Origin of the sequence: Achromobacter deleyi (genome assembly GCF_016127315.1) — a bacterium.
Classification (GTDB): domain Bacteria; phylum Pseudomonadota; class Gammaproteobacteria; order Burkholderiales; family Burkholderiaceae_B; genus Achromobacter; species Achromobacter insuavis_A.
In genome coordinates, this window is sequence record NZ_CP065997.1 from 4740447 (window position 1) to 4755340 (window position 14894).

The 14894-nt window shown below is 71.7% G+C and carries 12 protein-coding genes; 4 read left to right on the plus strand and 8 right to left on the minus strand.

Annotated elements, in window-relative coordinates; translation table 11 throughout:
* Positions 1 to 5: 5 nt before the first annotated feature.
* Genes I6I07_RS21535 through I6I07_RS21560 form a run of 6 tightly spaced genes read right to left on the minus strand, consistent with a single transcriptional unit; the run spans position 6 to position 6616 of the window.
* Complete coding sequence (locus tag I6I07_RS21535; protein ID WP_198483642.1) at positions 6 to 650, minus strand: nucleotidyltransferase family protein; 645 nt, start codon at positions 648 to 650, stop codon at positions 6 to 8.
* A 7-nt stretch (positions 651 to 657) separates the two neighbouring features.
* Positions 658 to 1692, minus strand: a complete 1035-nt coding sequence (locus tag I6I07_RS21540) for an XdhC family protein (protein WP_198483643.1) — start codon at positions 1690 to 1692, stop codon at positions 658 to 660.
* Positions 1685 to 3988: a xanthine dehydrogenase family protein molybdopterin-binding subunit gene (locus I6I07_RS21545; RefSeq protein WP_198483644.1), complete on the minus strand. Its 2304-nt coding sequence runs from the start codon at positions 3986 to 3988 to the stop codon at positions 1685 to 1687. Before I6I07_RS21545 ends, I6I07_RS21540 begins: the two co-directional genes overlap by 8 nt.
* Positions 3989 to 4017: 29 nt before the next feature.
* A complete protein-coding gene (locus I6I07_RS21550) occupies positions 4018 to 4668 on the minus strand; it encodes an N-carbamoylsarcosine amidohydrolase (RefSeq protein ID WP_061070948.1) in 651 nt (216 codons plus the stop codon).
* Entirely contained in the window at positions 4665 to 5738 is a 1074-nt protein-coding gene (locus I6I07_RS21555) for a 2,5-dihydroxypyridine 5,6-dioxygenase (protein WP_198483645.1), read from the minus strand. The genes I6I07_RS21550 and I6I07_RS21555 overlap by 4 nt, the downstream gene beginning before the upstream one ends.
* A 38-nt stretch (positions 5739 to 5776) precedes the next feature.
* The gene (locus I6I07_RS21560; RefSeq protein WP_198483646.1) at positions 5777 to 6616 is read right to left on the minus strand and encodes an alpha/beta fold hydrolase; all 840 of its coding nucleotides are present in this window, start codon (positions 6614 to 6616) and stop codon (positions 5777 to 5779) included.
* Between the two features lie 315 nt (positions 6617 to 6931).
* Between I6I07_RS21560 and I6I07_RS21565 the strand changes: the two genes are divergently transcribed.
* From I6I07_RS21565 to I6I07_RS21580, 4 genes are all read left to right on the plus strand, one after another.
* Positions 6932 to 8089, plus strand: coding sequence for an FAD-dependent monooxygenase (locus I6I07_RS21565; RefSeq protein ID WP_104021466.1), 1158 nt, complete (start codon positions 6932 to 6934; stop codon positions 8087 to 8089).
* Between the two features lie 44 nt (positions 8090 to 8133).
* The gene (locus I6I07_RS21570) at positions 8134 to 8670 is read left to right on the plus strand and encodes a (2Fe-2S)-binding protein (RefSeq protein ID WP_232625678.1); all 537 of its coding nucleotides are present in this window, start codon (positions 8134 to 8136) and stop codon (positions 8668 to 8670) included.
* Entirely contained in the window at positions 8667 to 11549 is a 2883-nt protein-coding gene (locus I6I07_RS21575) for a c-type cytochrome (protein ID WP_198483647.1), read from the plus strand. The genes I6I07_RS21570 and I6I07_RS21575 overlap by 4 nt, the downstream gene beginning before the upstream one ends.
* A gap of 209 nt (positions 11550 to 11758) precedes the next feature.
* Positions 11759 to 13075, plus strand: coding sequence for an MFS transporter (locus I6I07_RS21580; RefSeq protein WP_198483648.1), 1317 nt, complete (start codon positions 11759 to 11761; stop codon positions 13073 to 13075).
* A 53-nt stretch (positions 13076 to 13128) separates the two neighbouring features.
* Here the strand turns inward: I6I07_RS21580 and I6I07_RS21585 are convergent, their stop codons facing one another.
* Positions 13129 to 13596 carry a MarR family winged helix-turn-helix transcriptional regulator gene (locus I6I07_RS21585; protein WP_006395461.1) on the minus strand — a complete coding sequence of 156 codons (468 nt, stop codon included), beginning with the start codon at positions 13594 to 13596 and terminating at the stop codon, positions 13129 to 13131.
* Positions 13597 to 13690: 94 nt separating this feature from the next.
* The gene (locus I6I07_RS21590) at positions 13691 to 14893 is read right to left on the minus strand and encodes an MFS transporter (protein WP_198483649.1); all 1203 of its coding nucleotides are present in this window, start codon (positions 14891 to 14893) and stop codon (positions 13691 to 13693) included.
* Position 14894: the final 1 nt, after the last annotated feature.

Below are 14894 nucleotides of genomic sequence, written 5' to 3' on the forward strand. Positions count from 1 at the left end.
GAGCCTCAGCCCGCCTCGGGCGGCCAGTCGACGCGGGCCGGCGCCAGCGTTTGGCGCAATGCGCGCAGGTCGTCGGGCGTGTCCAGGTCGGTCACGTAGGCGCGGTTGCCGCTGTCGAACGTGGCATGGCGGCCGTCCTGCGAGGCCAGCCATTGGCGCAGGCCGGCGCCGGGCGGCAGCAGGTTGGCCGAGCGCACCGCGGCGGCTGACAACAGCAATGGATGGCCCGGCGCGCCGTCGACGCGCGGGCGCAGGCTGTCCGTGCCGGGCGCGCAGGCGTGCCATTGCGCCAGCAGGTCGGCGAGGGCGCGACCATCGAGCAGCGGCAGGTCGGCCAGCACCAGCAGCAGGTCGTGCCCGGGATGGACGCGCGCGTGTTCGTGCAGGGCCAGGCGCTGGGAATCGGCCAGCGTGGCGTCCGGCCGCGCATGCGGAAGCGGCTCGATCGCGGCGCGTTGCGCCAGCGGCGCCAGGCGGTCGGCATACGGGCCGATGACGGCGCGGATGGGCGCGACGCCCGCGTCGCGCAAGCCCTGGGCCAGTCGTTCAAGCAGGCTCACGCCATCGATGCGCAGCGCCGGCTTGGCGCGTCCGCCCAGGCGCGTTCCGTGCCCGGCGGCGAGGATGATGGCGGCGATGGGGGCGGGCATGGCGGAATCAGAGAGGGCAGGCGCTGGCCAGCTGGACGCTGTCCCGCGGGATGCCGTCGCGCGCCTTGCCGGCGGCCACGCTTGCCAGCGCGTCGGGCGCCACGCCGTTCTTGGCGGCGACGATCTCGGCCATGATCGACAGGGCGATTTCGGCGGGCGTCTTGCTGCCGATGTAGACGCCGGCGGGGCCGCGCAGCCGCCGCAGGTCGGCGTCGGTCAGGTCGAAATGCTCGCGCAGCCGGGCGCGGCGCGTGTCGCTGTTGCGGCGCGATCCGATCGCGCCCACATAGAACGCTTGCGACTGCAGGGCATCGATCAGCGCCAGGTCATCGAGCTTGGGATCGTGGCTGAGCGCGATGATGGCGGTGCGGCGGTCGGGCCGCAGGCGCAGGATCAGGTCGTCGGGCATCTCGCGGCTGTGCACCGCGCCCGGCATCGTCCAGGCCGGCGACTGGGTGTCGCGCGGATCGCAGACGATGACCTCGAAGCCCAGCGTCAGCGCGATCTGGCACAGATAGCCGGTGGTGTCGCCCGCGCCGATCACGATCAGCCGCACCGACGGGCCGAAATGCGAGGTGAAGGTAGTGGCCGTCAGGCGCGGCAGGCCGTCGGCGGGGCCGGGCCGCAGGCTGACGGCGCCGGTGGCCAGGTCCAGCTCGCGCTCGATGCAATCGCGGCGCAGGCAGTGGTCGCGCAACGCGGGCAACTGGCTGGCGGGGCGGATGGCTTCCATCACCAGTTCCAGGGTGCCGCCGCAGGGCAGGCCGAACTGGCGCGCCTGGTCCGCGTGCACGCCATAGCGCAGGACCTCGGGCCGCGTAGTCGACGCCGCGCCGGCGCGCACGCGGGCGACCAGGTCGTCCTCGATGCAGCCGCCGGACACCGATCCGGCGACGTCGCCGTGGGCGTTCAGGGCCATCAGCGCGCCCGGCGGCCGCGGCGACGAGCCCCAGGTGCGCGCCACCGTGACGAGCCACGCGGGCACGCCGTCGCGCTGCCATTGCGCGGCCTGTTGCAGGACCAGGGTGTCGATATCAATCATGCGGATCTCGGGGGCGGTCAGGGCGGGCGAGGACGGCGCGCACCACGTCGGGCGTGAAGGGCGCCTCGTAGAAGCGCCTGCCGGTGGCGTCGAACAGGGCGTTGGCGATGGCCGCGGGCCCGGGAATCGAGGCGGACTCGCCGGCGCCCATCGGCGGTTCGTCCTGGCGCGGCATCAGCAGCACGTCGATGGGCGGCAGGTCCTTGAAGCCGATGATGGGGTAGCCGCCCCATTCGCGGCTGGCGACGCCGGCCGCATCGAACCGCACGCGCTCGAGCAGGCAGCGGCTCAGGGTCTGGTTGATGTTGCCATGGATCTGGTGGCGCACGCCATCGGGGTTGACGATCATGCCGGTGTCCTGGCCGACCACCACGCGCGTGATGGCGATGCGTCCACTGGTCGGGTCCACGCTCAGGTCGATGACCCAGGCCGCCCAGGCGGCGCCGAAGCCGGGGAACTTGCTGTGCACGTAGCGCGCGTAGGCCACGCCGCGTCCGCGCAGGCGGCCGTCGGCATCGGGCGCGCCGCGGCTGCCGGGTGGCCGTTCATGCCAGCCGGAGCGCGCCGCGGTCGCTTCCAGCAGCGCGATGGCGCGCGCATCGTCCAGGTGCCTGAGCCGGAACGCGACGGGATCGGCGCCGGCCGCCTCGGCCAGCTCATCGACCATGCAGTCGTGCGCGAACGAGCTGGGCAGCGCCGAGACGCCGCGCAGCCACGACGCGCGCACCAGCGGCGCGGTGTCGTGGCAGACGATGCGGCGGCTGGCATAGCGGTACGGCGGCACCGAGGTGCGGTCGCCCATCTCCAGCACGCGCGGCTCGCCGGACACGCCGCCGGTCAGCAGCAGCGCCAGCAGCGGCGCGTCGTTGGACGGATAGCGCACCTCGAAGTCATAGGCCAGCAGGTTGCCGTCGGCATCCAGCGCCGCGGCCACGTCCATCAGCTGGCCGGTGCCCTTGGGTTCCCATTGGTGTTCCTGGTCGCGCATCAGCTGCACCCGCACCGGCGCGCCGACGGCGGCCGACAGCAGCGCTGCGTCGGCGCAGACGTCGTCGGCGCAGTTGCGGCCATAGCAGCCGGCGGCCTCCATGCGGACGATGTCGATGCGGTCTTCGCCCAGCTTGAGCAGGCGGTCCAGGTCGGCGCGCAGCATGTGCGGATTCTGGGTGCCGGCCCAGACGGTGAGGCGGCCGTCGCGATGATCGGCCACCGCGCAGGACGGTCCGATCGAGGCGTGCATCTGGTAGGGCCAGACGTAGGCGCGGCGCAGGTGCACGGGGGCGGCCGCACAGGCGGCCTCGACGTCGCCTTCCTCCAGCAGCAGGCGGCGGCGCGCGGGGTTGGCGCGGATGGCGCTGGCCAGGTCGTCGAGCGCGGGCGCGGGCGGCACCGGCTTCCAGCGCACCTTGAGCGCGCGCATGGCGGCTTCGGCCTGTTCCTCGCGGTCGGCCACCACGCCGATGAAATCGCCTTGCACCACTACCTGGACCCGGCCCGGCAGGTGCGCGACGGAGTCGGCGTCGACGTCGATCAGGCAGTGGCCGATGAAGTCGCCGGCGTCGCGGCCGGGGTGCGGCGGGCGCACCACGCGGCCATGGCGCATGCCGGGCACGCGCACGTCGTGCACGAAGCTCAGTTCGCCGGTGGCCTTGGCGGGAATGTCCACGCGCGCCACGGCGCGGCCCACCACGGTGTAGTCGCCCGGTGGCTTGAGCCGGACCTGGCTGTCGTCGCCGGCCAGGTCCAGCCGGGTGTGCTGGTCCCGCACCAATTGGCCGTAGTGCAGCGCGCGTTCGTCGGCCGTATCGACCGGCCGCACGATGCCGTCGCGCAAGCGCAGCGTGTCGGGCGCCACGTTCCATTGCCGCGCGGCCCGCGCCAGCAGCTGCTCGCGCGCCTGGGCCGCGGCGCGGCGCAAGGGCGCGGCCGAGATCTGGATGCTGGCGCTGGCGATGGTGGGGCCCTGGTTGGGAGTGGCGTTGGTATGGCCCAGCACCATCTCCAGCCGCGCCATCGGCACGTACAGTTCCTCGGCCACGATCTGCGCCAGCGCGGTGCGGATGCCGGTGCCGAGGTCGACGTGGCCATTGAAGGCCAGCGCGCGCCAGCCGCCTGGCGCGGCGTCATCGGCCAGCACCGCCACGAAGATCTCGGGCGTGTCCTGGATGTAATCCGAGACCACGCCCGGCTGCCCGGGCGCCGGGCGCGGCGGCGCGGTCGGCGCGCGCACGACCAGCAGCGCGCCGGGGTGGGTCAGCAGCGCGTCGTGCTGCGCGCGGGGATGGGGCAGGTTCATGGGCGAAGGCGATCGGGGCCGATCAACGATTATGCCGCCAGCGCGCCGATGTCGGCCAGGGCCTGGTCCAGCGGCATGACGGCGGCGTATTTCTGCGCCATGTCGAACAGGTTGGCCTCGTGCGGCCCCAGCGCGCGGTCGCCGCAGCAGTCGGACACCACCAGCGGCCGGAAGCCGGCCTGCATGGCGTCGACCACGCTGGCGCGCACGCAGCCGCTGGTGACGCAGCCGGCCACCACCAGCGTCTGCACGCCGCGCTGCGCCAGCCACGGCGCCAGCATGGTGCCGTAGAACGCCGACGGCGTGCTCTTGCGCACCACGTACTCGCCGGGCGCGGGCGCCAGCTGCGGCACGATGGCGCTGTTGTGGCTGTCTTCCTTGAGCGTCAGCATGCCCGGCACCTTCAGGCAGAAGATGTTGCTGTCGGCGTCGTCGTCCGAGAACACGATGCGGCTGTGCGCCACCGGCCAGCCCTGTTCGCGCGCGTGGGCCAGCAGCGAGCGAGTGCGTTCGATGGCCGGCGGGATGTTGCCGCCGCCGAACACGGCGGGGTCGGCGAAACCGTTGACGAAGTCGATGATCAGCAAGCCGAAGGGCGCCTTGAGCGGCAGCGGCGTGCCGAAGCCCTGGCGGGCGTAGGCCGAGATGTCGCCGGCGGGCGGGGTCGGGGTGGCGGTCATGCGAGCTCCTTGCGGCGGGCGGCGCGGGCCAGCCCGGGTTCGTCCTGCACCACGCCGTCGATGACGACGGCGCTTTCGTCGAGCATGACCGTGCAATGGCGCATCGGGATGTCGATGTGGCAGGCGGTGGTGCGTTGGCCGCCGGCCTCGTTGTTGGGGCCCATGGACCACAGGAAGTTGCCCTCGAAGGCGCGCGCGTCCATGCCGATGTGGGTTTCCTTGCCGTAGTGGCCCAGCATCGACCAGTGGGCGCGCGGCTGCAGGCCCCAGCCGATGTGCGAGACGGCGTAGGCCTCGGGGTCTTCATACGACGCCATGTAGTCGCGCAGCACCTCGGCCTGCAGGCCACCCTGGATGCGGGTGACGTAGCCGTGTTCGACGGTCAGCGTGATCGGGTCGGTCACGTAGTCCTTCATCGGCAGCAGGATGTCGCCGCGGTCCAGCACCACCTGGCCGTTGCTGTGGCCTTCGTCGGGCCAGGTCAGCACGAAGCCGCTGGGCCAGTGGTCCCAGCGCCCCGGCTCGTCGACGAAGCCGTATTCGGAAATCGCCGGAAAACTGCCCAGCCGGCATTGCAGGTCGGTGCCGGCCGGGGAGGTGATGCGCATCTGGCGCGCCTCGGCGATCCGCGCGGCGGCCGCGCGCACGCGGGCGCGGTCGGCCTCGGTCGGCACCAGGCGGCACAGGATCTCGGGCGGCTCGACCGCCAGCAGGATCTTGGTGCCGCCCTGCAGGATCTCGTGCTGCTCGGGCGAGAACAGCAGCGTCATCAGGTCCAGCACCAGGTCGCTGGCCTTGAGCGCGGCGATGGCGGCGGGGTTGCCGGTCAGCGGCGTGGTGCCCAGGTAGGCCAGCGAATCGCGGCTGAGGGACTTCTCGCCGTTGACCGGCGGCAGGTCCAGGCGGTTGACGCGCGCGCCCATATCGCCGGCGGCGGCGATGGCGCAGCGCAGCGTCTGCGGATGGGTGTCGGCGCCGGTGAGCACGGTCACGGTCTGGCCGGCTTCGAGGCGGGAAAGCGTGAGCACCTGTTTCCAGGCGCGGATCAGGTCGATGTCGCTGACGGGCATGGCGGACTCCTGTGGCGTAAGGGAAGGCGGACGGGCGTTCAGCCGCGCGGTTCGAGGAAGTCGCCCAGCGCTTCGTGGAAGCCGGCCTCGTTGTCCCACGGGATCATGTGGCCGGCGGCGGGCACCCGCCGGTGCAGGGTGTCGGGCGCCAGGCCCTGCCATTCGGCGACGTCGTCGTCGCCGACCACGCCGCCGTTCTCGGCGGTCATGAGCAGCTGCGGCACGAGCACGCGCGGCAGGTCGGCGTGGATGTCGTCGCGGCCGAAGTCCTCGAAGCTGCGCACGATGGCGGGCTCGTGGCAGGTGTGCAGCCATTGCGCGCGCAGGCGGCGCTGTTCCTCGGTCCAGGTCGGGCAGAACGCGCGCATGGCCTCGGCGTCCATGCCGTGCGTGGCCTGGCGGATCGAATCGACGTACCAGGCCAGCTTGGCGGGGTAGGGGCGGCGGCCCGGGCCCGGGCCCGAGACGGGCGGGTCGACGATGACCAGCCGCGTCAGGCCGGCCGGCTGGCTGCGCGCCGCGCGCACCGCGATGCGGCCGCCCATGGAATGGCCCATCAGCGCATAGCGTTCCAGGCCCAGCGCCTCGGCCAGGGCCAGCACGTCGGCGGCCTGCGCGTCCAGGCCGTAGTCCAGCTCGGGATCGGCGCTCGACAGGCCACGGCCGCGCACGTCCAGCACGTAGGTGTCGTAGCGCTGGCCCAGGCGTTCGGCGACGAAGCCCCAGGTCACGGCGGGGCTGGTGATGCCGGGGATCAGGATGAGCGCGTCGCGTTCGGCGCGCGCGCCCTCGGCGCCGCCATAGCGCAGGTAGTGCTGGCGGATGCCGTTGGCGTGGATGTTGGCGCCGTACAGGAAGGTGCTGGATGGTTGGCTCATGCCGTGCTCCGGGGTAAGTCGATGGCGGGACGGAATCCGGGCGGAGTCGCGGTGACCGCGCGCTGGGGAAATCACGCGTATGGCCTCGGAACCTGGATCCGTCTTAGGGTTTTCGATAAATTAAAAAAACAGTGTAGACGCTCTATTCTTGCAAACAGCGAGGTGAATCGCAAAGCCGATGTTCATAGTGGTTTTTACCTATATGTGCATAAAAATGCACTGTTTTGGACGTCGGCATGCTGTTTCGGATCCACGATGGTGCGAATTTCCATCTGGAAAAAATAGAGTGTATGCATAGAAAAGTAGGAGAGCCTCTTGTCTAAATCCCCCCGCATCGCCGTGATCGGCGCCGGCCTTGGTGGCGCGGCCACCGCATCGCTCCTGCTTCAGGAAGGCTTCGACGTGCGCGTCTACGAACAGGCGCCGAGTTTTTCGCGGCTGGGCGCCGGCATCCATGTCGGCCCCAACGTGATGAAGATCCTGCGCCGCATCGGCATCGAGGACGCCCTCAACGCGCAGGGTTCGCACCCCGATTACTGGTACAGCCGCCACGGCATGACCGGCGACGTGCTGGCGCAAATCCCGTTGGGCGACTACGCCGTCAAGACCTACGGCGCGTCGTACCTGACGGTGCACCGCGGCGACTTCCACGCCCTGCTGATCGAGGCGCTGCCCGAGCGCGTGATGGCGTATTCCAAGCACCTGGTCGGCGTCACCGACCGCGGCGCCGACGTCGAGATGCGCTTTGCCGATGGCAGCGTCGAGCATGCCGACATCGTGATCGGCGCCGACGGCGTCAATTCCCACATCCGCGACGAACTGCTGGGACCCGAGCCCCCCAAGTACGCCGGCTACCTGGCCCACCGCGCGGTGTTCCCCACGCCCGAGGTCAAGGCCGGCATGCTGCCGTTCGACGCCTGCGTGAAGTGGTGGACCGATGACCGCCACATGATGACGTACTTCGTCACCAGCAAGGCCGACGAGCTCTACTACGTGACCGGCGTGCCGGTCGAGCAGTGGGACCTGAACGACCGCTGGCTGCCCAGCAGCAAGGACGAGATGCGCGAGGCCTTCCAGGGCTGGCATCCCACGGTGCAGGCGCTGATCGACGCCACCGTCGAGGTGACCAAGTGGTCGCTGCTGGAACGCGATCCGCTGCCGCTGTGGAGCCGCGGCCGCCTGGTGCTGCTGGGCGATGCCTGCCACCCGATGAAGCCGCACATGGCGCAGGGCGCGGCCATGGCCATCGAGGACGGCGCGATGCTGGTGCGTTGCCTCAAGGAGGTCGGGGCGCATAATCACGAACTGGCTTTCGCGCTGTACGAGGCCAACCGCGCCGAGCGCGCCAGCAAGGTGCAGCGCATTTCACACGACAACACCTGGCTGCGGACCAATGAGGACCCGGCCTGGTGTTTCGGCTACGACGTGTTCAGCGAGCCGCTGGTCGATCCGAAGGCCAAGGCGGCGGCCTGACGCGCCCGCCGTCCTTCATCCACCGGACCTTCGCCACGCACACCATGGGACATTCCGCCATCACCCCGCCCGCCGCCGAGCCGATCGGCCTGACGGTCAACGGCAGCATCGTGCGCGTGGCGGCGCCGCCGGCAACGTCGCTGCTGCTGGTGCTGCGCAACGACCTCGCGCTGAACGGGCCGAAATATGGCTGCGGCCTGGGCGAGTGCGGCGCCTGCACGGTGCTGATCGACGGCGTGGCGGCGCGTTCCTGTGTGATTCCGGTGAAGGCGGCGCAAGGGCGCGAGGTCACCACGCTCGAAGGCCTGGGGTCGCGCGAGCGGCCCGGGCCGACGCAACGCGCCTTCATCGAATGCCAGGCGGCCCAGTGCGGCTATTGCCTGAACGGCATGATCATGACGGTCGAGGCGCTGCTGCGCCGCGACCCGGCGCCGTCCGAGCAGGCGCTGCGCAGCGAACTGCATCACAACCTGTGCCGCTGCGGCACCCACGTCGAGATCATGCAGGCGGCGCTGCGCGCGGTGCAATTGCGCGCGGACGCCACGGCGCGGCCGGGCGCACCCGAAGGGGCCGACGCATGAGCGCGTGGCTGCCCGAGGCCGCGGCGTTCGCCGTCGAGCCGCCGTCCGACCTGCTGCACGGGCTGGCCCTGCGTCCGCCTGCGGCCGGTTGGGATGGCACCCGCTATCGCGGCAGCGCGCTCGACAGCGCGCGCCTGGAGGAAGGGCGGGCCCAGGCGGGCGTGGTGGCCGTGTTGCGGCGGGAACACTTCGTCGGCGTGGTGGCGGTGACGCCGCAGCATGCGCGCCAGGCGCTGGCCTGCATGGCGCCCGTGTGGCGCAGCGAAGGGCCGCCGCCGCGCGACGAAGGCCCCGAGGGTTCGGACGAGGATCGTGAATATCTATGGCGACCGGCCGACACCGCGTCCGGCGCGCGCGTCGCGGCCTGGTGCCTGGATGGCCGCCTGACGCTGTGGCTGCCGCCGGGCGCGGGGGCATCGCATGCCCTGGCGCGGCGCGAACTGGCGGCGTTGATGGACTGGCCCGAGCAGGCGGTGCGCGTGGCCGAATGGCCGCGGGGCGCGGCCGAGGCCGGGCAACCGGCGCACGCGCTCGATCTGCTGGATGCGGCCGCCGATGCCGCGCTGTTGTCCGAGGCGGTGGGCCGGCCGGTGTGCGTGGCCTGCCGGCCTGCGACGGCGGCCACCCTGGCGTTGCGCGAGGCCGACCTGGCCGCCGGCCCGGCGCTGCGTTCGCGCCAGCCCTGGGCCGTGCGGCCCAGCCTGGCGCGCCTGCTGGCGCGGCCCGGCCGCGCGCCGGCCAGTGGCCAGGCCACGGTACAGGGCGACAGCCCGGTGCTGGCGCCGGCGGCGTCGCATGCCTTGCTGCATGCGGGCGTCGATGAATTGAATGCGGCCCAGGTGTTCGCCGGCGAAAGCCTGTGGCACGAACGGGCGCTGGCGGCCGGCGAGGATCCGGTGCGCTGGCGGCTGCGGCACCTGGCCGATGACCGTGGCCGTGAATTGGCGCGGCAGGTGGTGAACCAGGCGCAAGCGGCGATGTCGCAGGACGCGCTGGCGGCCGGCGACGGCCTGCTGCGCGGCAGCGGTTTCGCCACCGCGCAGGTGCGCTGCGAGGCCGAGGACGGCTCGGCGCACATGGTCTGGAGCGCCTGGGTGGCCGACGTGGCGATCCAGCCCGCGACCGGACGGATCGAGGTGACGCGGGTGGTGGCCGGCCACGACAGCCAGGACCTGCGCGCCGCGCAGGGCGCGACCACGCGCCTGGCCATCACGCGCCAGCAACCGGAGCGGCTGGCCGATGCCCGCCGCCTCATTACGGGACCCGCGGCGTTCGACGCGTGGCGCGGCGCCACGCCGGTGTCGCCGGCCACGGGCGCGGACGGGCTGACCGTCGCGCCGCCGGCGACGCCCGCGCCATTGCGGGAAGGGCGGCTCGACGTGGACGGCGTGTTGACGCTGCCCGCCGCCGCCGCCATCGCCAACGCCATCCAGGATGCCACCGGCGTGCGACTGCGGCAGGCGCCGTTCGACGCGGGCCAGCTGCGGCTGGCGCTGGCCGACCGGCGCGCGCCCGCCAAGGGCGCGTTGCGCCGCGGCTGGGGCTGGCTGACGGCCGGCGCGGCCGGGCTGGCGACGCTGGCCACCGCGTTGTGGCCGCTGAAACCGGCGTTGCCGCTGACGGCCGGGCCCGACGCCTCTTTGTATTCGACGCAGGCGATCGAGCGCGGCCGGCTGGTGGCCGCCGCCGGCGACTGCGTGGCCTGCCACACCGCGCCGGGCGGCGCGCGCAACGCCGGCGGCCTGGCGCTGGAGACGCCGTTCGGCGTCATCTATTCCACCAACATCACCCCCGATGCGCAGACCGGCATCGGCCGCTGGTCATACGCGGCGTTCGAACGCGCCATGCGCCAGGGCATCCACCAGGACGGCCGCCAGCTGTATCCGGCGTTTCCTTACACGGCCTACGCCAAGCTCAGCGATGCCGACCTGCAGGCGCTGTACGGCTACCTGATGTCGCAGCCCGCCGTCGCCGCGACGCCGCCGCGCACCGAACTGGGTTTTCCGTTCAATCTGCGGCCGCTGCTGGCCGGCTGGAACCTGCTGTTCCACGACCCCAAGCCGTTCACGCCCGATCCGTCGCAGGACGCCGAATGGAACCGCGGCGCGTATCTGGTGGAAGGCGTGGGCCACTGCGCCGCCTGCCACTCGCCGCGTAACGCGCTGGGCGCGGAGAAGGGCGGCCTGGCCTACCTGGCCGGCGGCCAGGCCGAGGGCTGGAACGCGCCGGCCCTGAACCAGCTGGCCACGGGCGAGCGGGCCTGGTCGGGCGAGGAGCTGTTCCAGTACCTGCGTACGGGTTATTCGCCGCGTCATGGCGTGGCGGCGGGCCCCATGGCGCCCGTAATCCATGGGCTGGCCGAACTGCCGGCCAGCGACCTGAAGGCCATCGTCACCTACCTGATGGCGGTGCCGGGGCAGGCGCCCGCACGGACGCCGTCGCCGGCGCGCGCGACGGCCACGGCAAGCGCCGCCGCCGCGCCCATCGCGACCGTCACCGCCGCTCCCGTGTCCGCCGCCGCCAGCGAAGCGATCACGCTGCGCCGCGCTAGCGGCGAACGCATCTACCAGAACGCCTGTGCCGTCTGCCATGAAGCCGGCAGCGGGCCGACCCTGTTCGGGGTCAAGCCCCTGCTGGGCCAGAACACCAATCTGCACGCCGCATCGCCGGACAACCTGATCCAGGTGATCCTCCATGGCATCCAGGCCCCGGCCGACGATGCCCTGGGCTACATGCCGGCGTTCGGCAACAGCCTGGACGACAGGCAGATCGGCGATTTGATCGACTATTTGCGCGCGCGGTTCGCGCCGGAGGAAGAGGCTTGGCCAGTTGATACGACGACCATAGGCAGGCTGCGCCAGCACGCGCAGCCACAGTAAGGGGAAGACGGGGTGGCGGATCGGCCCATGGCGGGTCCGGTCGCGCCTCGCGACACAACATCGCGCGCATCGGTTTTCCATCGGCACCCGCCAGGCGCCGAGGGGCGTTGCTGCATCCCGCGTTTGCGGGGTCGGCCACGTACCGGACCGGGGCCGACGCCTGTTTCGGGCGCGGACTCTGTGCGCGGCACACAAAGGGAATCACGCATATGTCAGCTTCATTCATCACGGTGGAACAAGGCATCAAGACAGCCGGCGTCGGCAAGTTCCAGTACCGGCTGTTCATGATCTTCGGGCTGGTCTGGCTGGCCGACGCCATGCAGGTGCTGTCGATCGGCTTCAGCGCGCCTTCGATCGCCCGCACCTTCGGCATCCCGGTGCCCGAGGCCCTGCAGACCGGCACCGCGTTCTTCGTCGGCATGCTGATCGGCGCCTTCGCCTTCGGCCGCCTGGCCGACCGCATCGGCCGCCGCCCGGTGCTGATGATGGCGGTGGTCATCGACGCCTGCGCCGGCGTCGCCTCGGCCTTCGCGCCGGACTTCGCCTGGTTGCTGCTGCTGCGCTTCGTCACCGGCATCGGTGTCGGCGGCACGCTGCCGGTGGACTACACCATGATGGCCGAGTTCCTGCCGAGCGAGCGCCGCGGCCGCTGGCTGGTGCTGCTGGAATCGTTCTGGGCCCTGGGCACGATCTGCCTGGCGCTGCTGGCGCTGGCCGCGCTGTCGTGGGGCGATGATGCCTGGCGCGTGATCTTCTTCGTCACCGGCCTGCCGGCGCTGATCGGCGTGGCGCTGCGCTTCTACATCCCCGAGTCGCCGATGTACCTGAACCGCAACGGCAAGTCGGGGCAGGCGCGCAAGGTGCTCGAACGCGTGGCGCGCGTCAATGGACGGCCGACCGACATCCCCGAGCTCAAGCCGGAACTGCATGAGCGCAAGCCGCTGTCGGCGCTGTTCTCGAGCGTGCTGCGCCGCCGCAGCATTGCGTTGTGCCTGGCCTGGGCGCTGATCTCGATCGCCTATTACGGCGTCTTCGTCTACCTGCCGATCAAGCTGAGCAGCCAGGGCTTCGCCTTCATGCGCGGCCAGGAATTCCTGGTGCTGCTGGCGCTGGTGCAATTGCCGGGCTTCGCGCTGTCGGCCTACGGGGTGGAACGCTGGGGCCGCAAGCCCACGCTGGTCGGTTTCCTGATCCTGAGCGCGGTGGGATGCATGCTGTACAGCTTCGGCACGTCGAGCTTCCTGGTGATCGGCTCGACGCTGCTGATGAGCTTCGCGCTGCTGGGCACCTGGGGCGCGCTGTACGCCTTCACGCCAGAGGTCTATCCGACCGACCTGCGCGCCAGCGGCATGGGCCTGGCGGGCGCCGTGGCGCGCTTTGGCGGCCTGTTCGCGCCGGCCATCATCGCGCCCATCATGGCCACGCACTTCACGCTGGCGCTGGCGGTGCTGTCGAGCATGCTGGTGGCCGCGGCCTTCGCCATCCGCGCCGTGGACGTCGAGTCGCGCAACCGCGCGCTGGACTGATCCGCGCTACAGGGGCGGCGTGAGGTCGGGCGGCCGCTGGCCGCCCATACTCCTCACTCCGCGGCGTCGCCCTCGATCATCTTGCGCAGCAGGAATTCCAGCGCCAGGCGCTCGGCGGGATTGAGCTTGCCATAGGTGCTTTCGGTGATCTGCAGCGCGAAGGGCTCCATCTTGCGGACCAGCTCCTGGCCCACCGGGGTCAGGTTGATCACCACCTTGCGGCGGTCGTGCGGGTCGTGGTCGACCCGCACCAGCTCGCGCTGCTTGAGCCGGTCGACCACGCCGCGCACCGTGGCCTGGTCTATGACCGTGGCCTTGACGATATCCGCCAGCGAACTGCCCTGGTTGTCGCGCACCGAGCACAGCACGACGAACTGCGCGGCGGTCAGCTGCGAATCGGGGATGTACTGCTGGAACAGGGCGGTATGCCGTTGGTACACGCGCCGCAGCAGGTGTCCAATCTGGTCGGAGAACAAATAGCTGTCCTTGTCGGGGGCGGACTTGTCTTTCACATTTCGCATAAGCCTATCCGAAGCAATACCCTGGGTACGATGATCTATCTCAATGGGAATGTCCGGAAGTTTACGGGGCTTGCCGCCTTTGTGCCGACAGGGATCAGGTTTTTCGCAGCGCCGCCATGAAGACGCCGACGGCCAGCGTGGCGCAGGCGGCGGCCATCGCATAGAACGCCGGCCAGCCGGTGCGGGCGATCAGCGCGGGCATGCCCAGCAGCGCCAGCGTGCCGACGAAGCGGCCCAGGCCATACAGCAGCGCATAGTCGGTGGCGGCCTGGCCGCCCGCCGCCCAGCCCAGGATCAGGCCGCCCATGACGATGTAGAGGCCGCTGACGCAGGCGCTGATCGCGATCGAGGCCGCGATGGCGAGGTCGGCGTTGCCGGTGCGCAGGGCCATGACGATGGCCAGCGCGCCGGCCACGGTGGCCGCCAGCAGGGCCCATAGCAAGGGCCGTGGGGCGCAGCGCCGCGACGCGGCCGGCAACGCCAGCGCCATCGCCAGGTTGGCCAGCGGCGCCGCCACCCCCAGCACCCAGCCGATGCGCGCCAGCGGCACGCCCAGGTCCACCAGCATCAGCCGGTTCAGGTTGAACAGCGCCATCAGCGCGCACGTGACCAGGCTGATGCGCAGCAGGCGGCCGGCCATGGCCGGCTGGCGCAGGGCCGCGCGCAGGCTCGGTCGCGCCTGCCGCGACGCCGCCGGCACGGCAGGGTCGGGCAGGCGCCAGGCTGGCAGCGTCGCCAGCGCCATCACGGCGGCCAGCAACAGCAGCACGCCTTCCCAGCCCAGCCGCGCATATAGCCCCACCAGCACGCCGCCGCCCAGCACCGCGCCCAGCGACAGGCCGCCCACCTTGGCCGCCGACGCCGCGCCGCGGTGGGGGGCGGCGATGTGCTCGACCGTCCACGCGTCCAGCGCCACGTCCATGGTGGCGACCGCCAGCGTCGTCGCCAGGCCCAGCCCGAACAGCGCGGCCAGCGGCAGCGCGCCGCCCAGCGCGATCGCGGCCACCAGCAGCACCGCCAGGCCCTGCGCCGCCACGATCCAGCCGCTGCGCCGGCCCAGCCAGGGCAGGCGCCAGCGGTCCACCAGCGGGGCCCACAGGAAGGTCACGCCGAACGGCAGGTACAGCGCGAACACGGGCGCCATCGACGCCAGCGCATGGCCCTTGCCGCGCAGGATCGGGCCGATGCCGCCCTGCACGAAGCCGAGCACCGCGCCCAGCGACACGTACAGCGCGGCGATGGCGGCCAGGCGCGCCCAGGGCGCGGTCGCGGTCGCGGCGTGATGCGGACTCGTCATG